Below are 19,646 nucleotides of genomic sequence, written 5' to 3'. Positions count from 1 at the left end.
ACACCCGGGTACTTAGAAACAGGCCGCCCATGCAGCCACATACACAGCCCGCATGTCGGGGCTGGCGTAGCCCAGCATCACCAGCAAGGCGAACACCACCAACACCACTTTGGCCCAACGTGGCATCAGTGGTGTGCTGGTCTGTGAATTCTCAAGCGGCTTGTGTTGCGGGCTCATTCGGTGTTGCGCTTTGTTCCTTGATAGGCCAGTTTACCGCAGCTGCGATCACACTCAAAGCAACGCAGATCCACCACACCATCATGTAACTGCCGGTGGCATCAAACAACAAGCCCCCAAGCCAGCCACCCACAAAGGCACCAATTTGGTGGAACATGAATACCAGTCCACCCAGCATTGACAGGTTTTTAACACCAAACATGGACGACACCGTGCCTGTGGTTAAAGGCACAGTCGACAGCCAGAGAACCCCCATCGCAGCCGCAAACAAATACACGCTCCAGGTGCTTAAGGGCGCCAGCACAAAAGCCACAATGAGCACACCGCGCAAACCATAAATGCCGGTCAGCAGCATGGGCTTTCTGAATTTGCCGCCCCACAGCCCGGCAAGATAACTGCCCAGAATGTTGAACAGGCCAATCAAGGCCAAAGCAGTGCTGCCCACACTGGCGGGTATGCCACTGTCTTGCAGATAGCTGGGCAGGTGTACGCTAATGAACAAAATTTGAAAGCCGCACACAAAGTAGCCCACGCTCAACATGAGGAAGGCTCGGTGCTGAATGGCTTGCCCCAGCGAAGCCCACATGCCCAGCTCTTTGCCCGCAGGCGTTTCCTGATGGCTGGCGGCAGTGTTCGGGCACTCGGCGCTGCAAGGCGTGTCGTCGGTATTCAGGGGCTTGGCTTTTGGCTCGATCAATTGCCATGCCAACACCAAAATGATGACGGCAAAGCAGGCCAGAATGGTCAGTGCCGAAGACCAACCAACCTGGTTGATCAAAAACAGGCCTCCGGGCAAAAATGCAAACTGTCCCAGTGAGCCCAGGGCCATGGAAATACCCATGGCCATGCTGCGTTTTTCAGGGGGCATGGCACGGCTGACCGCGCCAAATACAACCGGAAAAGTGGTGCCGCTCAAGCCCAGTCCGATCAAAATACCAGCGCTGAATGTCAGCATGCCAGGGCTTTCAACCATGGCCATTAAAAACAAACCCAGCGCATACAGTGCGCCACCAAGAATCATGGTGATGGCTGAGCCCAAGCGATCAGCCATTCGGCCTACAAATGGCTGCGCAATACCCCAGACCAGGTTTTGCATGGCAATTGAAAAGGCAAATACTTCGCGCCCCCACTCGTTGCTTAAACTCATGGGCTGCAGGAAAAGCCCGAATGAATGGCGTATGCCAAGCGAGATGGTCATGATAAAAGCCCCACACCACAGAATGGTGAGGGGTGATACGGCTTTGTGGGGGGTCAAGCGCATGGTGATTGCAAATTAAGGTTTGATGTAAGCAAAGCCCTGTTGGGTTTGCAGGTCGGCAACACGCACCACACCCGATGGTGTGTAGTTGGCATCCAGCACAAATTGGTCTTTGTTCAGTTTGCGGTTTTTCAAAGTGATTTCGCAAATCTCGAACACCACACCGCGCGCGGTCAGTGCACTGACCAAGGGGGCGTATTGAGTGCCCGTTTCAGCGTGTTTGGCACCCTCCATGAGAAAGTCCACGCCATTGGCATGGGTCACCACGATAATCGTGGTTTTGGGCGACACGTCCAGGTGGTTTCGAATATTACGCAGCGCCTTCAATGGTTGCTCGGCACCGTCAATGTGATAAACCACCTTCGAGGTAATGTCCTGTGTGTTCATCCGCTTCACAGGGGCAGATTCCTGTGCGTACACCGTGCCAGTCAACATCAAGCCTGCTGCAAAGGCCACCACGGTATTTCTGATCAAAAGCCAAGTCATTTTTTCTCCTTCAATGTCGGTTAACCCCGCCTTATCCCACGAAAAGGTGGGGTCGTTGAGGTGACTCCTTAGAGGGATGTTTAACCCATCGCCCATCTGGATACTGAACTGTACCGAATTGGAATGGATGAGCAACAGTATGAAACCCAACACCGTATTAAACACCGCTTTGTCGGTGAGCAAAATTGGTGTTTACGCGGCTGTCGTCCTTGGCGCTGCGGCTTGTTCATCGCTTCGACCCTTTGGCCAGGAGGACGAGTTTCGTGCCAAATTGAAGGCGCCGGACATCACTGGCGCCAGTTCGACAGCTTCCCAGGTTACCTTGCCGATTGAGCGCTTGCCCTCCGACACGTTCTGGGTTCGTCCCCAAATCTCGGAAGGTGATTTGCCTGATCGACGTGTCGACAACCTGTCGGTCACAGAACGCGGTTTATTTGATGTGTTGCAGCTGATTTTCGCCAGCACCAACATGCCATTGAGTTTTGAGGGTGGGGCGGATGCAGCGTCTCGTTATGGGGTGGTCACGCTGAACAACTTGAGCGGTAGTCTGCCGCAGGTCATGAACAAGTTGGGCGAGATCATGGGGTTCTTCTGGACTGTGACCGAGTCGGGTGTGCTGAGGATCATGCCCGAACAGCAGTTTGTGGTCACCATGCCACCCGTGCTGAATGAGGACAGCATGGCTGGCATTACCAACACCATGCAGTATCTGGGCGCGCGTGACGTGTACCTGGATCGCATTAACAGGTCGCTGGTTTTTCGTGCCAATCGCCGTGCATTAAGCGACATCCAGAATTATCTGGAGCGGGCACGGGCCACACGATCGTTGATTGTGTATGACATGAATGTGTTGCAGGTTGATCTGAATGACTCCAACAACATGGGTGTGCGTTGGGAGTTGTATAAAACCGGAAACGGGATCAACACGGCGCCGGATTCGGCGCTTGCAGGTGCCTCAAGTACGGCAGACCGAATTACCCAGTTGACCCGTACCGCGTCGGGCATTGAAACCCTGATTTTCGGTGAAAACTTTTCAACCAATTTTCTGATTGATTTTTTAAAGTCGCAAGGCGACGTAAAAACGTTGAGTCAACCCAAAATTGGTTTAATGAATGGCACCAACGGCAATATTCGTGTGGGGCAATCCACCACCTTCGTCTCGCGCGTGGGGTCTCAAATTGTCAATGGCGTGGCGCAGTCTACTGCGGACACGCAAAACCTGCGGACTGGTCTTGAAGTCTCGCTGACTGGCGAGGCGCACGACTCAACCATTTACACCCGCATCAATATTTCAATCACTGAACTGTTGGCGTTAAAGCGCTTCACTGCCTTGGGCGTCGATCTGAATCTGCCCGAAGTGGCCGACCGTGAGCTGAAAACACAAGTGCGTTGTCGCCCTGGTGACACGATATTGCTGGGTGGCATTACCGTATCCAGGGCGCAAGACGATTTTCAAAGTGGTTTGGGCACGCGCAGTCGAACCGAGGCCACGAAACAAACTGAACTGGTGGTGACCATTCGCCCACGCCTGTTGCTGTTCGGGGAAGTGGCCAAGCAGGAGCAGCCTGCAGCACAAACGCCTGTGTTGGAACCTGTGGAAACGGCGACACGCGCTTTGCGTTTGTCCACAAGCCTGGGCTTTGTTCCGGCACCAGTTCAAATGATTTCCAAGCTGACCCAGGTTCAGGAGCGGTAATTCATGCAAATCTACTCAAACCGAATTCTGATGTGTACCTTGATTGTGCTTCTTGTTGCCCGGTCTGGCGTGGCCTTGTCCCAGCAAACAATTGCAAATCCATTGATTCGTCCAGCCGTGTCGCAAGCGATACCCTCAGGCAGTGGATCGGGGGCGACTAATGCGTCACAAAGTCAGTCTGATCCCGATGCTGGCGGTGGTGCGGCTGAGCTGCGCAGGCAGGCCGAGCGCAGAATTACCCAGGAAGACCTGAACATTCGGCAGCAAGCCTTGAACTCTCCCGTATTGCCAGTTCCTCTGATCAACCTTTTTGCCAACATGCAGGTCACTGCCCATTTCCAGGGGGCCATTGTCATGCGCAGGGTTGAAAACGATTTTGCGTCCCCGCAGGTGATTCAGTCTGCGGCTGTTCAACAATCGAGCAACGGCCGTGGCGAATCTCCTCCCGCTGTGGTTGTACCTCGTCCCGTGTCTCGCTCATCGGGTGCACTTCGATTGCGGGTAGGAAAAACTGAAAATGTCAGTGGTTATCCCTTGCGGGCCATGGTGAACGGGCAAGACATCACGGTTGATTGGCGTAGTGAAAATGGTGCCTGGGTCAACGTTTTTTATGGTGCGCTTGAATCCAGTGCAGGCGGCCTTCCTCAGGTACCCAGTGATTCCCAGTTATTGAAAGTGGAAACCGATCGGTTTGATCATTTGGTCCCTGTATTGCGAACTCAAACCTTCTCGCCTTCCGGTACCTTGGGCGGCCAGCAGGGCGGTAACTTGGGCTCTGGGTTTGGCGGTGGAAACGGCGGTTTCGGTGGTGGCCCGGGTGGCAACAATCAACCAGGTTTTGGTACTGGCTTTCCCAACTGAAGGAAACATGCAGCATGAAATCACTTGAGGCAGATTTGATGCAAGCCGGGCTGGATGATCATCAGCTTAATTTGCTTCGCCAACAACACACCCATCTGCGTGGAGAAGGGCGCTCGGCGGAATTGGGCAGCCTTGCTTTGCGCTCACGGTTTTTGAATCTTGATGATCTGATCGATTCGGGTTCTCAGGAAGACTCCAATGTGATTGGCGACCACTTCACGCTTCAAACTATTTTGCCGCTTGAGTTCTGTCGGCGTTTTGTTTGTGTGCCCACCGAGTTTTCAAAAGGTGTGCTGACCTTGCGTTGCGCCCAGCCACTGAAGGCAGCGCAACAGGATCGAATACGTCAGATTTTGCGGGCCCCCGTTTCGGCATTGAAATTTTTACCTTCCAGCCGCCAGGAAGTGTGCGAGCTGTTGCTGCGAATTGAGCAATCGGGTTCAGTGAACGGTTTGATCACAGTTCTTCGGCATGAGGGGCTTGAAGCCGGGCGCCTACGCAGCCTGGTTTATGCGGTGCTCAAAGAGGCTTTGTCCTTGCGTGCCAGCGACATACACCTAAGCCGCAAAGGCGACCCCGATGCCTGGATCGCGTATCGGGTGGATTCGGTCATGCGCCAAACCCACTTGTTGCCTGAGTTGCTAATGCAATCGCTGGTGGCCCGTATCAAAATTGAAGCGGGTATGGATGCATCCAATAGCCGCACGGCTCAAGATGGTCGTTTGACAGTTGAACATGAAGGCAGGGTGGTGGATTTTCGAATTTCCACGCAACCGCTAGTAGATGGCGAGTCCGTTGTGCTGCGTGCATTGGATGCATCGCTGTTGCCCAGTCTGGGGGCTTTGTTTCCAGGCCAGCCCAAGATGACGGAGTTGATCCGAAGCATCACCAATCAAACCGGGAAAACCGGTGGATTGGTATTCATTTCCGGTGCAACAGGCTCGGGCAAAAGCACCACGCAGTACACCGTGGCTTGCGGCTTTCGGCGTGATGCCATGAATGTGATCACGGTAGAAGATCCGGTTGAATACATTTTACCCTTCGCCAAACAAATTCAATTGCAGGCCTTGGTGAAGCAAAAGGCAATTGAACTTGAACGTTCGATTTTACGCCAAGACCCGGACATCTTGATTTTTGGTGAGGTGCGGGATGCCGATTCTGCGCGTGCCGCCCTGGCCTTCGCCGAAAGTGGTCACTTGGTGATTTCTACCATTCACGCCAACAGTGTGTTGCAGGTGAGTGAGCGCTTTTTGTCCATGATTGACCCGGCCCACCGTGCCGATTCCGAGTTTTTGCTTGCGCATTTCTTGCGGGTCGTGATTCACCAGCGTCTGGTGCGTCGACTTTGCTCATGCGCAAAACCTGTTCAGGCGGAAATACTGGACATGTTCCATTCACAGGCGTATCGACTCACGGGCGGTTTGATCCTGCCGCGCGCGGGTTTACGTCAAAAGGTCGGTTGCACGCGCTGTGCCGGTTTGGGATATTCAGGTCGGGTTGCTGCACATGAAACCATGCATGTGCCTGTTGACGAGTCAATGCGTGGCCGTTTTGTGAAGGCATTTAAAAGTCACAATCTTGAGCTGCCTGTTGATTTATGTACAGAGAACGGTGTTGATTACACCAGCCGGCTACAAACCCTGCAAACCCTGTTGGATCAAGGCTTGGTCGATTGGCCCAGTGTCCTTCAGGTTCTTGGTGTGGCAGGGGATTAAGCATGTCCATTTCTAACTTCCGGGTCGATTACCTGGCTCCCCAAATGCTGGATGCGACTGCACGACCTGACGACAGGCTAAGTGGTTACTTTCGCCATCAATTGGTGATTACTGCATCTAGAAAACGCGAGGCAATTCAGCAAGTGATTGACCGTGGTGGCGTTGTGCTGGATGTATTTGAACTGCAAGCCAAAGGCCGTTTGTCCCGCCTGTTTGGTTCGAAAGTGAGTCGCAGTTACAAACAAAAATTTTTGCAGGCGCTTGCGTTTAATGTGCGTTCAGGCTTGTCACCCGAGAAGTCACTGGAGCAGGTAATTTTGGGTGAATTGGGTGAGCCGCGTTTGATGTTGAACCAGGCTTTGAATGCATTGCGGCAGGGTTTCGGATTTGTGGCCGCGGTCGAACTGCTGAACTGGTTTGATGATTCTACGCTGGCGGTATTGAGCGCAGGTGAGGCCGCTGGCCAGTTGAGCGAGGCCCTTGAAACAGCCGTGAGTTTTTATGAAAAAGGCTCAGCCACTTTGAAGTTGATGTTTGGTGCGGTCACCTGGACTGCACTTGATCTGATTATGGCGGTGTCTACAGTTGTTGGCATGCGTTTTGGTTTGATTGAGCAGTTAAAGGCAACGCCACTCATGAGCGAAGATCCCGCCAAGGTTGCGCAATACAACAGCTCCCTTGCATTGGCTGAATGGGTCAACAATGGTTTGCTTGTATTTTCATTCCTGTTCTTTCTCATCCTGATCTACTTCACCATGCTGGTGTTGTCACCTGACCAGAAAACGCGTACGCAGGCGTTTGGCATGCTTGAGAAAGTACCGGTGATCGGCGAGTTGCTGATTTCCTCTGGCATTGCCGCGACCACACGGGTGTTGGGTTCTTTGTTGACTGGTGGTGTGGCATTTCTAAACGCTGTACAAATTGCGCGCAAAGGCACCATTACGCCCACCGTGTCCCTGTTCTGGAAAACCATCACCGATCGCAGCGAGATTGGCGAGCAGCCTGCAGTGGCATTCAATCATCCCTTGCTCGACAGCAGTGAGCGCCTACTGATTCGCGCACACAAAGATCAGGCGCAACTGGCTGAGTGTTTGGCCTCGATTTCACAAACCCGCGATGACAAAGCCAACAGTGCGGCACGCAAATTTGCGGTGATTGCGTTTGTGGCCTCACTGGCTTATTCGGGCATCGCAGTGCTGTTCAGTTTGGCAGTGGTGTATTTGCAAAACGAAGTTGTGCTGTCAGGAGCCTAAGTCATGGAAGCCATCAATTTAAAAAGTATTTATTCCAACTTGATCGCAGGGCGTTTGCCCGTGGGTACCGGCAGTGCACAAAAGGTGGTCATGAATCAGGCCTATGCCATTTTGGGCACCAACCGCCTTCATGCCTATTGTATGGAGCGCTCGGGACATGTGTATTACTTTGCCATTGAAAGTGCCTGGCTAAGTTCAGCACCTGGCTTCAATTTGCCCTTCGTTGATGTATTGCCCGACGGCCCTTTGCATGTAGGCGATGCGATCTATTTGATGCACGGCGCGGATTACTCAGCCGCCCTGATCATCGAAGGTGGCAGCGTGCGATTGCTTTGCAATGATCAAGATGTGTTGAAAGACTATCTGATTGGTCTGGACCTGCAAATTGTCGAAATTGATCACAAGGGTGGTAAACCGCTCAGCAGTATTCCGCAGGCCATTCAAGGCATTACCGAGCGTTTTAGTGCATTGATGATGAAGGGATCAATTGGCGTGCTGATCTCGGCATCCATGGTTTTTCTCGGTTCACAGGCAGCAAGTGCCTACACCAATAGCCAAGCCGCCAGTGGCCTGAATGCACAGGCTGTTGAGAATGACCTGAATGCCACACTGGTTAAGCTCAGCGTTCAACAGCCACTTGCCCGGCAAATTTCCCGAATACAAAAAGTGTCAGCGACTGTGGTGCGCTCAGGTGGCTGGATCGAGAAATACAAGATGAAAGGTGAAGACGACGAGTCTTTTGAATTGGTACTGCCGAGTTGGGTAAGCCAGGATTACCTCGATTCCCTGGGGCGCGACGTGATCACCGATCTTAGGGATATGGAAGGGCTGCTAAGTGTACGTAAACAAGGCAAGAAGGAGTCAGTCAAGTGAAACTGGATATTAAGAACAACAGCTCATTGTGGATTGCCGAGGCCAGTCGACTCATGGGCCTTGCGCCGGTTTTCGCCATGATGTGTGCCGTAATCATGGTGATTTTGGCTGCGTTTTCGGTGAACGATTTTCTTCGCGCAACCGAGCTTGAACGAAAAAGTCAGGAGTTGCCTGAGTTCACTTTAAAGCGTGTGCCAGTTGGCAAGGTGGTCTACGAGGAGTATGCCCGAGTGCTTTCCAGGTTAAGCCCAGACGTGCAAGTGCTTGCCAATCGCGACAGCATCAAGATTGATATTGCCGACCCCTCCAAATATGCCGAATTCATGTACGTATTGAATAGCGTGCAGGGCATTTCAAAAGACGTGGTGTGGCATGCAGAGGAAATATGTCTGGCGGGCTGCTCGGGGCACGCTTCGCTGGCCGTTGTTAAAGGTATGACAGAGAAAGTGGAAGTCAAATTGAGAGGGCAAGGCGATGAGTGAATCCGACAACAAAGCTGGCGTACCGTTTGCCAAACAAAAAGCGACCCTGGGGGTCGCGGCCTTGGGCATGGTGGGCTTGGTGTCATGGGCCGGTTGGACGGCGTTTCAGGGTCCTTCCAATACAGGTGTTTCTCCGGTGGCCAGCGCATTTGCTGCCGGCACTTCTGCCAACAAATCTGACCGGGAAGTGGCCAGTATTAATGGTATGAAAATTACTGAAATGGAGTTGGGTGGCATGCTGCAGTCGGGTGTGGACCGCGCAATTGTGATCGACCGTTACATCAACAAAGTGGTGGCTGCGGAGCGCGGTCGCGAGATGTATGTGGAAGAGGCCAAAGCTGCCCTGCGCGCAGCCGAGCGTGAAGTACTTTCTACTTTGTACACCACCAAGCGAATGGAAGAGTTGCGCAAAGCCGTAAGCGACGACGAGGTAAGGGCTTACTACGATGCCAACGTACTAGACCAAAACTTTCAGCAGTGGAAAGTCAGTTATTACCTGAGCAATGATCAAAACGATGTGCAGCAAACCCTGGAGAAATTAAAGAAGGGCGAGAAGGACGCGCTTGATCAGTTAAAGCCACTGGTGGAGCAGGGTGACGGCTATGCCGTAGCTCAGGCGCTGCCTTACAACCTGGGGCGAGTGGTATCGAAAATGAAGAAAGGTGAGTTCAGCGAAGTGCTTAGATTGCGAAATGGCCTCTTGGTTTTGAAGATTGAGGACAGCAAACAATTTAAAAAACCCACCATGGAAGAATTGAAGCAAGACATAGTTCAGGCCCTTGCTTTAGAAAAATTCAATGCCGAACTTGAGCAGGCCCGCAGGCAGGCCAAGGTGGAGTTGAGTTAATTAAACAAGGCCTGAGCAACACAGGTAATCAAGGAGAACATCATGAAAGGTATTTTTAATCCCGTCGCCGGATTGCGAAAGCAAAAGCAATCGGGTTTTATTCAAGCGGCCTTGCTCTTCGGCATTGCCTTGATGACAGCCGTGCTGGGTGGCTTTGCATTGGCCAACCGAAGCCCGACCTCACAAACCGACGTGGAGCAGGCAAAAGTCAATGCCTCGGTTATTTTGAAACAGGCCAGTGATTTGCGCGATGGGGTGGCCAGGTACTCAAGCGATTTTGGTTCATCTGCAGTGTTGACCATGGATTTTTCGAATTCATCAGGGCAAGGTTTGTTTGATCCTGCGGCCCGGTACGCATCGCCACAAATTATGCCGACCTCTGCATTTGCAGCGGGTGCAGACACCAGCATCAAGCCGCCTTCAGCGCCATCGGCTGGGCACTGGTACATCAACAAGGCAACCGCGGGTAAATTGTTGGCGACAACTGAAGAAGACCCCATGGTGATTTTGCCTGACCTGCGTGAGGATGTGTGTGGCCGAGTCAACACGCTCTTGTACGGCAGTAACATCGTTCCTTCAGCAAGCAACGCTTTGTCGGACTGGCTCGCTGGCACTGACGGCGGAATTTCAGCAATCTCGACTGCTGCTCCGGCGGATGTGTCGGGATGGCCAGAAGGCTGTATCGAAACCAGCGACAATAAGTTTGTGTATTTCAAGGTTGTTCAAGAAAACTAAGCCACCAAGACATCACCAAGCCCGCAAAAGCGGGCTTTTTTTTCGCCGTGTTTCACCAAAGCAAGGGATGTGGGCTTGTATGCATTCACCCGTTAACCCGGTATGCACCGAAATCCGTGCAAGAAACCGAGGTTAAGAAATCGTGAACAGAAAATTCTTTCAGCAACAAAGTGGATTCATCGCTTCCTACATTTTGTACGGCATTGGTTTGCTGGCCATTGTGGGCGCGGCCTATGCGCGCTTGAATACCAGCGCACAGCAGGGTCAGTCTGTTCAAGACACCGTCAGCGAGGTTGCCGTACAACTCGAAGTCATTAAGGGAAAAATCATGCTTTGTGCGGCGGTTTATCCCGATGGCGACCATGAACAGTTCGACACACGGCACGCCTACCCCGCACCAGCCACCACGGGCAACGCTGCAGTCATTTCATCTGTTGTTTGTCCCGCACCCAATGGCGATTTGTCGCTTGCCCTGATGCCCGACGGAATTCCCTTGCCGGTCAGTCCTCCTGATTTCGACGAGTGGGTGTACGAGCACACGGAAACCGGGGGAATACGGCTGCGATTAATACCCCGTGTAAGCGGTGGTGCAGCAGCAACCCGAGAGCGCCTGTTGCGTCAGTACGAGGGGTCAGTCTTCGCCTCGGGCGATGAACTTGTATTTGCGGTATTGAACTAGGAGTTCACATGAAGAAAAATAATTCCGGAATCAACACCGCCAGTTTTCAACCGAAACCCATTGTGCTGGCTGTTCAAAAGGCCCTGCCGTATTTGGTGGCCTTCAGTTTGAGTGCAACTGCTGTGTCTCCCGCGGTGGGCCGCTCGGGCGACTCCGCTGCTGCCTTCACCGCGACCCAGCTAATACGTCAATTCACACTGAAAAACACAGTGGCGCAGGTCAGTCAAGGCATGCAAGGACATGTCGAAGAGGTCAACGGCGTGCTGCGCGCCAAGGAAATGGGTGCCAGACCTACCGGGTATCCTGCCGACATGGGGTCTGTGCCATCCTCGGCCAATTTGCCACAACGCGACGGTGCAGGTCGCCCTCTTGGATACTGCGCTTGGGACAACAATTCATCAACATCCAACAGCAGTTTTCTGGCCGGGCAGGGCGTACCCAACCCACTCGTGTACGCCGTGGTGTCCCCAGGTTTGAATGGCAGCATGGAAACCAGTTGCACGTATGTTCTGGCCAATCTTGGTGGTCTGGGCGACGATTACGTGCAGGTCACCGCGCCATCGCAAACATCTTCGAGACACTTCAGAAGTGCCGTCGGCACTTATGCAGACTTAACCGCCATGCCTGGTGAGGAAGGCGACGTTCGATTGGTACTGGATACCAACAAACTTTACAGCTATGTAGGCGGTGCTTGGCAGCCAGTGGATGCCAGCAAGTTTAATGATGATTCGGCCAGTAACGGGGCAGGCGCCATTGCCTACACCACTGGCAAAGTCACAGTGGCTGATTTTCAGGCAGCCAGTGCAACTATCACAGGCGCTCTGGCCGGAAGTACGGCCACATTTTCAAGCAGTGTAACTGCCTCTGGTTTTATCGGAAACGGCGCCGCTTTGACTGACCTGAATGCAAGCAATGTCAGCAGTGGGGTTTTGGGTGCTGCATTTGGTGGCACAGGGGTTGATTCAAGTGCGGCCGCGCAGGGTAGTTTGCTGATTGGTACCGGCGCAGGTTTCGCGTTGGGTGCTATCAGTGCTGGTGACGGAATTGGCGTATTGAACGGTGCTGGCAGTATCACCATTTCAAACACAGGTGTAATTAGCATTGCCGGCACAAACAACCAGGTAATCGCAAGCGCCATGAATGGCGATGTGGTGCTGAGTTTGCCACAAGACATAGCCATGACCAGTACGCCCACTTTTGCAGGCGCATTCTTCAACGGCAATGTCGATGTCGCCTCGATCAGCCAGGCCGGCGTACCCGCCACATTGGCTTTTCAATACGCCAGCGATACAGGTTCAACTTTTTATGCCGAACCCAATCTGGGGTTGGGAACTGGTGCATTGGCTGGTCGCAAGAATGCAGGCAATGTGGCGGTGGGCAATGGCGTACTCGGGCAAATGGCCACCACAGGCTATGGCACCGAGTCGGGTACCTGGAACACGGGCGTGGGTTATCAAGCCTTGTACACCAACGATTACGGAGATGAAAATACGGCGTTGGGTTACAAGAGCATGTTCAGCAACACCACGGGCTACTACAACACGGCATCGGGTGCATGGTCGATGTACGCGAATACAACGGGCAGCTTCAACACAGCCACCGGTTACTACAGTTTGCAGGCCAATACCACAGGCTTTTACAATGTGGCGGTTGGCGCCTATGCACTCATGACAAATACCTCGGGCAGCAGCAACGTGGCAGTGGGGGAGTTTGGGTTGGGCCGCAACACAACGGGTTACTACAACACGGCTGTGGGTGATGCCGCCCTGAATGGCAACACCACTGGTTTCTACAACACAGCGATAGGCTCATATGCCGCTGACAATATAAGCACCAGTGCTTATGTCACTTCGATTGGCGCATTTTCAATGTACAGGGCAACCGCCACCGAGAGTGTCGCTGTCGGTACCAACACCCTGTATTACTCGGAAGGCCAATACAACACGGCTGTGGGCAACAACACCTTCGGCGAATTACGCACAGGGGGCTCCAACACAGCACTGGGTCACTACGCTATGCCTGCGTTAACCACAGGCGATACGAACATTGCTATCGGTCATCGTTCTGGTAACACCATCACAACAGGCAGCCGCAACATCTTGATTGGCGACCACGCGGGCAATGGCACTTTGACCAGCAACAGCAACATTGCGTTGGGTAACAGCGCAACAATTGGCGATGCACTGTCTTATGCAGTCACCATTGGCAATAATTCCTCGGTCACCACATCCAACACAGTGGTGCTTGGGCGCACCACGGATAACACTGTAATTGGCGCAACCGCCGACGATGGCAGTGGTAACAAACTTCAAATTACCGGTGGTTTGCGGGCCTCTGGCAATGTGTTTCTGAATACAGGCAGTGCCGCCAACTACACGCAGTTAAGGGACTTGCGGGTGATGTCTTCAAACAACGATGCTGGCTGGGATCATCTGCGGATTTATTCCGGTGCCCGTTCAACCTCTATAGATGTTGGTGGAGCCGAAGATGGGCTTATTTTCCGTGTGGGTCAAGGTGGATCCGGCGGGGTAGGCGACCAAACCTACAACACAGTGCTCACCCTGAAACCGGATCAGTCAGCTGTATTCGCAGGCCGTGTTGATGTTCAAAGTTTGTACGTCAATGGTGAGCAGGTGGCACCCGTGAACAAGGCAAACATTGATGCAGCACTTACCTTCGCAAGTACTGTAGGCGCAGCATTTCCACAAAGCAGTTTGGCCCTGGGCATTAATGCACTGGGTGCTGATCCACGCGCAGGCAATATTGCAATTGGCGAGGGCGTACTTACAAGCCTGTCACCCAGCGCTGTTTCTACCGAGGGAATTTTTAACACAGGTGTGGGCTTTAATGCGCTCACCGTGAACAGCACAGGTTCGTACAATACAGCGATAGGCACGTACACACTGAATGCCAACACAAGCGGCTACAACAACACCGCTGTGGGTGTGTATGCCATGGTGAATACCACCACGGGTTTCGACAATACCGGTGTGGGCCGAAATGCATTGAACCTGAATACAAGCGGTAGCCGCAACAATGCCGTGGGTGTGAATGCGCTTCACAGCAACACCACAGGTGTGCAAAACAATGCAATCGGTACCAACGCGATGTTCTCGAATACCACGGGTTATCAAAACGTGGCCTTGGGTGACAATGCCTTGTACACCAATAGTGTGGGGTATCAAATTGTGGCCATTGGTCAAGACGCCCTGTACAACAACACCACCGGCTATCAAAACGTTGCGATCGGTTTTAATTCCCAACGCAGCACTACCTCGGGCTATCGAAATACCGCGGTGGGTATTAATTCGCTACTGAACAACACCGATGGTTTCGAGAATAGCGCATTTGGCGTGAACGCCTTGTTGGCCAACACCAGCGGCGACTACAACAGCGCCTTTGGTGTAAACAGTTTGTTAACCAACACCACAGGTGAACGAAATGTGGGTGTGGGATTCAACACCTTGTTAAGTAACACCACGGGCGCGAACAACGTGGCGGTGGGAGTCAATGCGTTGTTGAAAAATACCACGGGCAATGAAAATACGGCTGTGGGCGACAATGCCCTGTTCGAGAACACCACAGGGCATTCGAATGCTGCTGTCGGTCGTGGCGCCATGAATAACAATACCACTGGTTATTACAACATTGCCATGGGTCGAAACGCCCTGCTCACCAACACCACCGGCTACAACAACAGTGCTTTGGGTTACAACAGCCTTATTTTTAACACCACGGGTTACAACAACGCAGCATTGGGTCGCAACGCATTACAAAACAACACCACGGGGTTTAATAACACAGCGATTGGCACGTTTTCCATGTTTGGCAGTACCACTGGCCTGGACAACACTGCAGTGGGCTTGAACTCCCTGTACTCCAATACCGCTGGTAATGCCAACGTTTCCTTGGGTAAAAACGCTTTGCTAGGCAATACAACCGGCAGCTACAACATGGGTGTCGGCACTTCTTCCGATGTATTGGTAAACAGTGTGAACTACGCATCTGCGGTCGGTGCCTTTGCGCGTGTCACCACATCGAATACTCTCGTGCTGGGTGCTTTGGGTGTTGCCAAAGACGGTGTCGTGTCTTCAACGGACGATCAGGTGGTTATTGGCGCCACATCGCGCAGCGACACCTATGTGAACACCAAGTTGCATGTCAATGGTGCCGCCAGCTTCAGCGGGCAAATCGCAGCAACTGGCGGTGCGCTGGTGTCGAGTAACCAGTACTTGCGTTTTGGTGAGCCGACAGAAACCTCTGATCCAATGGCCATATATAGAACCAATGCTGCAGCCGATCAAAGCAGGTTGAGGATAGGTATTGGTGACAACGCAAGTACATTTGGCGGGGTCAACGCCGATGAACTGCAGGTGGGCTTGTTGGGGCTCGACTTGGTAAGCTACACGCCCGTGTTCAGAATTGCAGGCAGTGGCGATGTGATTGCCAACGGCTATGTTCAAGCCACCGCATTCAATGTCAGTTCAGATCGGCGTTTGAAAACCAATATTCAGGCACAAAATTCCGATTCGGTATTAAGCAGGCTTGAGCAACTACAAACCTACAGCTACGAGTACCTGGCCAACCCCAATCTGGGGCGACGCATTGGTGTAATTGCGCAAGAAATCCAAAACCTGTTCCCCGAGGCTGTGGCAACCCGGGCCGACGGCATGATGTCCGTGGATTACAGCGCATTGGGTGCCATGGCAGCCATGGGTGTTGGTCAGTTGAGTAAACAAGTCAAAGTGCTTGATAAAACGGTATTGGAACAAGGGCAGCGGATCGATGTGCTCGATGATCGAGTGAATCAACATGACATGCGCATTACTTCCCTGGAAGGATGGAAAACCGAGGCAGTGAAACGCATGGATGGCATGCAAAACGCGATCGATTTGAATATCCAGAAAATTGCCGAAAACGCCGTGGCCATTCAAACCAATTCAATTGCGATCGAGCGTTTGGACGATGCTTTATTTACCCTCGATGGGCAAGTGAAAAACAATTCAGATTCAATCAACCACATCAATTCACGCTGGGTAAAAAACTTTAGCGAATCGACTGACGGTTCTTTGCTCACGATCAATGCAGTGGAACTGAAAGTGAGCAACTTCACGGCGCAGCAGGTGCGTTCGAACTCAGTTTATTCTCAGCGGCTTGAAGCGGAAATGGCGCGAATCACCGACCTGGAGGTCAACAATCTTCGAGCCAACTCAGCAGTTGCCAACACCGTACAGGCTGAGCAATTAAATACTGGATCTGTTCAGGTTTATGCCGGAGTGGGTTTGCCTGCCGTGCTGTTTGCTGCCAAATCAGACGGTCATTACACCGTGAGTACCAGTGCACTCGATGGTAGCTATGCCACGGCTACTGTGATTGTGAATGCGGGACAAGCCAAAGTGATCTCGGTGGCCAGCGAGGGCATTGAATTGTATGCAGAAGGCAATCAGGTCAAGGTGATTGCCGCAGGCAAATCGATCAAAGCGAGTTGGATCAAAATGGGTTAACCGCCCTGGGTGAATGCGAGTTTTGCAGATTGGAATATGCTGCTTTGGAATGATCTTGAAACCAGGGCAGGGAGTGGGCATGATCCACGCACAAAGTACATTGCAGACACAGCAGTCACACACAGAAGTACATTGCAACCCCGAGTGGGTGCAGCTGCAAAAAGAGCTGGGTTTCAGTTTGTTGCTCGGTACTCGGAGCATGGGTGATCTGCACGTGATTGGTTTTCCACCGCAGGGCAATGCCCTGCATTTTCAGGTGGCAAATTTCCCTTTGTGTATGGGCATGGCCTTGCACGGGGAACAGCTTGCAGTTGCTTGCCAAACTGATGTGCGCGTTTATCACAATATATTGTCCTTGCCTGGTATCGAGAGCCCGGTGTATCAGCGTTGTTATAGTCCGCGCAGTTTGCTGTTTACAGGCGATCTCGATGCGCATGAACTGGCTTTCATCGCCGATGGAGAAGTGCAGTTTGTTGCGGCGAAATACAGCTGTATTGTTGCCCCCAGTGCGTCCCATAGCGTGCGCGAAGTGTGGCGCCCCCGGTTTATTTCAGCCTTGTTGCCCGAAGACCGCTGCCATTTAAATGGCTTGTGTATGGAAGGTGGCGAACTGAAATACGTGACCTGTTTTGCGGTTACAAACGAAACAGCTGGTTGGCGGGGGCAGCCCTTCAACAGCGGGGTTGTGTGGTGTGCGCAAACTCAGGAGGCAGTGTGCACGGGTCTGGTTCAGCCACACAGCCCACGAATTCACAACGGTGACTTGTATGTGCTGAACAGCGGTGCTGGCGAATTCGGTCGCATCGATCAACGCACTGGTCAATACGACTGCATTGCTTTTGTGGGGGGCTATGGCAGAGGCTTGAGTTTTGTGGGTGATTACGCCGTATTTGGCATCAGCAAGCCCCGGCACGATGGCTATATTCCCAATTTCCCGCTTCACGAAAGACTCAAGTCGCTTGGGCTGGCGGACCGTTGTCAACTGGTTGCGGTCAACCTTAAAACAGGCGATGTCATGCAGGCAATTACTTTTGAAGGTGAAGCCCGGGAGCTCTTTGATACCGTGGTCATTCCCGATTGTCGACAAGCGGCAGTCCTGTCGCTGGATGAAGCCCAGCATCCAGGTCTGCGGGTGATTGATCAATTAATTTCAGCCCCTGCTGCTGAAGTGGCGCGTGGCGAGGTGAGTGTGTGTTAACCGGTGTACCGGCTGCGCAACGGCAGGCAATCAAAGGACACTCGCCAGGCGTGGTTTGGCTGACAGGGTTAAGCGGCGCAGGCAAGTCCACACTGGCTACCGCGTTGGAGACAAACCTGATTCGCCGGGGGGCGCACACCATGCTGCTGGATGGCGACAGCCTGCGTAGCGGCTTGAACTCTGACCTTGGCTTTTCTACCCATGATCGCGCGCAAAATGTTTTGCGTGCAGCACAAGTCTGTAATTTGATGGTCGATGCAGGTTTGCTGGTTATTGTCGCCATGATTTCTCCGCTTGCACAGGCGCGCGAATTGGCCCGGGCACAATTGAGGCACACTGCGTTCCTGGAGGTGTACATCAATGCGCCGCTTGCTGTTTGTGAACTGCGTGATCCAAAAGGTTTATACAAACGGGTGCGGCGTGGCGAAATAGACCACTTCACCGGTGTCGATTCGCCGTACGAACCACCGCTGTCACCGCACCTGGAGTTGCACACCGACGCCATGTCGCCTGATCAGTGCGTTGATCAACTTGTCTCTTTGCTCAAAAGCCACCGACTACTGCCACCGGATTGACTTTTTCACGGTTTCAAGGGAGTCTTGCAGACTGTCTCATGGCATGTGCGCACTATGGCTATAAAAATGGAGGCCTTCCCGGCCCCGGACAAGCTGAAAAATGCAGCATCCGAAACTGAAAAGCTGCAAACCAAAGAGTTGGCAGAATTGGAAGCAGTTGACCCGGGTCTAATCAAACAGGCCGATCAAAAGCAAACGGTTTTGGTCACCGGGCACGCAGGTTTCATTGGCTTTCACACTGCAAAAGCGTTGCTTGAACGTGGCGACAAAGTCATCGGTTTTGATTCCCTGAACAGCCATTACGACACCCGGCTTAAGCGCGAGCGCCTCACCATGCTTGAGGAAATCGCCAAGGTTACTGGCAGCAAATACCACACCGTGCGCGCCGACTTGTGCAACGGCACAGAACTGCACGAATGTCTTGAGACCTACAAGGTGCAGCGGGTCATTCATCTGGCCGGTCAAACGGATAAATTTTTGTCACACGACAACCCCGCCGAATGCGTGCAAAACAACATCAACAGTTTTGTGTCGCTTCTGGAGGCCTGTCGCCACTTCAAAATTCATCATTTAACCTACGCCAGCAGCCACGCCGTGTATGGCGCAGGTTTTCAAAAACCCATGAGCGAGCGCGACAGCGCCAATCACCCGCAGCGTCTTGATGCCGCAACACAACGAGCCTGCGAGTTAATGGCGCATTCGTACAGCCACCTGTTTAATCTGCCCACAACCGGTTTGCGCTTTTTCTCGGTGTATGGCCCTTGGGGTCGGCCCGACTCTGTGTTGTTTGCATTTACAAAACGCATTCTCGAGGGCAAGCCCATACAAATTTACAACGATGGGCGAAATACGCGCGACTACACCTACATTGCCGATTTGGTTGAAGCCATATTGCGGGCAAGCGATACGCCTGCTGAGCCGAATCCGGCCTGGCTGGTTGAAGCGCCCGACCAGGCCAGCAGCAATGCACCTTGGCGTATTTTGAACGTAGGCAACAGCTTGCCCGTGTCCATTGAGGAATTAATTGCAGCGCTTGAGCGTGCTTTGGAGAAAACCGCAATCAAGGAGTACATCACAGGGCCTATTCTGGAAAAAAGCCAAAGTTGCGCCGATGTAAGCGCCCTGGAATTGGCCACCCAATTCAGGCCGTCCACACCCTTGGCGCAGGGAATCGTTCAATTTGCGGCTTGGTACCGCATGTACCATCAGGTTTGAATTTTCTGACCTTGTCGGCGTAGTGTCGGTAATCCGACACTTCAATCGCATCCATTTCCTGTCACACCCCGGTAACAAAGGGATAACACACC

The 19,646-nt window shown here is 52.7% G+C and carries 16 protein-coding genes; 13 read left to right on the top strand and 3 right to left on the bottom strand.

Annotated features, from left to right (window positions below; genetic code table 11):
* Nucleotides 1–12: 12 nt before the first annotated feature.
* Genes ACVL1J_RS00250 through ACVL1J_RS00240 form a run of 3 tightly spaced genes read right to left on the bottom strand, consistent with a single transcriptional unit; the run spans nucleotide 13 to nucleotide 1,921 of the window.
* A complete protein-coding gene (locus ACVL1J_RS00250; RefSeq protein WP_341237192.1) occupies nucleotides 13–177 on the bottom strand; it encodes a hypothetical protein in 165 nt (54 codons plus the stop codon).
* Nucleotides 152–1,438 carry an MFS transporter gene (locus ACVL1J_RS00245; RefSeq protein ID WP_159568218.1) on the bottom strand — a complete coding sequence of 429 codons (1,287 nt, stop codon included), beginning with the start codon at nucleotides 1,436–1,438 and terminating at the stop codon, nucleotides 152–154. The genes ACVL1J_RS00250 and ACVL1J_RS00245 overlap by 26 nt, the downstream gene beginning before the upstream one ends.
* Before the next feature lie 12 nt (nucleotides 1,439–1,450).
* Nucleotides 1,451–1,921, bottom strand: coding sequence for a DsrE family protein (locus ACVL1J_RS00240; protein WP_159568219.1), 471 nt, complete (start codon nucleotides 1,919–1,921; stop codon nucleotides 1,451–1,453).
* A 139-nt stretch (nucleotides 1,922–2,060) separates the two neighbouring features.
* Between ACVL1J_RS00240 and ACVL1J_RS00235 the strand changes: the two genes are divergently transcribed.
* From ACVL1J_RS00235 to ACVL1J_RS00175, 13 genes are all read left to right on the top strand, one after another.
* On the top strand, nucleotides 2,061–3,617 hold the full coding sequence (locus tag ACVL1J_RS00235; protein WP_341237193.1) for a type II secretion system protein GspD: 1,557 nt from the start codon (nucleotides 2,061–2,063) through the stop codon (nucleotides 3,615–3,617).
* A 3-nt stretch (nucleotides 3,618–3,620) separates the two neighbouring features.
* Complete coding sequence (locus tag ACVL1J_RS00230) at nucleotides 3,621–4,478, top strand: hypothetical protein (protein ID WP_341237194.1); 858 nt, start codon at nucleotides 3,621–3,623, stop codon at nucleotides 4,476–4,478.
* A 14-nt stretch (nucleotides 4,479–4,492) separates the two neighbouring features.
* Nucleotides 4,493–6,193, top strand: coding sequence for a GspE/PulE family protein (locus tag ACVL1J_RS00225; RefSeq protein ID WP_159568222.1), 1,701 nt, complete (start codon nucleotides 4,493–4,495; stop codon nucleotides 6,191–6,193).
* A 2-nt stretch (nucleotides 6,194–6,195) separates the two neighbouring features.
* The gene (locus ACVL1J_RS00220; protein ID WP_159568223.1) at nucleotides 6,196–7,446 is read left to right on the top strand and encodes a type II secretion system F family protein; all 1,251 of its coding nucleotides are present in this window, start codon (nucleotides 6,196–6,198) and stop codon (nucleotides 7,444–7,446) included.
* A gap of 3 nt (nucleotides 7,447–7,449) precedes the next feature.
* Entirely contained in the window at nucleotides 7,450–8,319 is an 870-nt protein-coding gene (locus tag ACVL1J_RS00215; RefSeq protein ID WP_159568224.1) for a hypothetical protein, read from the top strand.
* On the top strand, nucleotides 8,316–8,801 hold the full coding sequence (locus tag ACVL1J_RS00210; RefSeq protein ID WP_159568225.1) for a hypothetical protein: 486 nt from the start codon (nucleotides 8,316–8,318) through the stop codon (nucleotides 8,799–8,801). Before ACVL1J_RS00215 ends, ACVL1J_RS00210 begins: the two co-directional genes overlap by 4 nt.
* Nucleotides 8,794–9,648 carry a peptidylprolyl isomerase gene (locus ACVL1J_RS00205; protein WP_341237195.1) on the top strand — a complete coding sequence of 285 codons (855 nt, stop codon included), beginning with the start codon at nucleotides 8,794–8,796 and terminating at the stop codon, nucleotides 9,646–9,648. Before ACVL1J_RS00210 ends, ACVL1J_RS00205 begins: the two co-directional genes overlap by 8 nt.
* A 42-nt stretch (nucleotides 9,649–9,690) precedes the next feature.
* A complete protein-coding gene (locus ACVL1J_RS00200) occupies nucleotides 9,691–10,383 on the top strand; it encodes a hypothetical protein (protein ID WP_159568227.1) in 693 nt (230 codons plus the stop codon).
* Nucleotides 10,384–10,525: 142 nt separating this feature from the next.
* Nucleotides 10,526–11,062, top strand: coding sequence for a hypothetical protein (locus ACVL1J_RS00195; RefSeq protein WP_341237196.1), 537 nt, complete (start codon nucleotides 10,526–10,528; stop codon nucleotides 11,060–11,062).
* 8 nt (nucleotides 11,063–11,070) lie between these two features.
* Nucleotides 11,071–16,566, top strand: a complete 5,496-nt coding sequence (locus ACVL1J_RS00190) for a tail fiber domain-containing protein (protein WP_341237197.1) — start codon at nucleotides 11,071–11,073, stop codon at nucleotides 16,564–16,566.
* A gap of 79 nt (nucleotides 16,567–16,645) precedes the next feature.
* The gene (locus ACVL1J_RS00185; RefSeq protein WP_341237198.1) at nucleotides 16,646–17,764 is read left to right on the top strand and encodes a TIGR03032 family protein; all 1,119 of its coding nucleotides are present in this window, start codon (nucleotides 16,646–16,648) and stop codon (nucleotides 17,762–17,764) included.
* Nucleotides 17,758–18,339 (top strand): adenylyl-sulfate kinase, encoded by a 582-nt coding sequence (gene cysC, locus ACVL1J_RS00180; RefSeq protein WP_341237199.1) that lies wholly within the window; start codon nucleotides 17,758–17,760, stop codon nucleotides 18,337–18,339. The genes ACVL1J_RS00185 and cysC overlap by 7 nt, the downstream gene beginning before the upstream one ends.
* Before the next feature lie 54 nt (nucleotides 18,340–18,393).
* Nucleotides 18,394–19,554 carry an NAD-dependent epimerase/dehydratase family protein gene (locus tag ACVL1J_RS00175; protein WP_341237200.1) on the top strand — a complete coding sequence of 387 codons (1,161 nt, stop codon included), beginning with the start codon at nucleotides 18,394–18,396 and terminating at the stop codon, nucleotides 19,552–19,554.
* Nucleotides 19,555–19,646 lie beyond the last annotated feature (92 nt).

The sequence above is a fragment of the Limnobacter sp. G6BE5S genome (assembly GCF_058448965.1).
Note: the sequence above shows the minus strand (reverse complement) of the source record. Positions and strands in the feature narration are given on the sequence as shown.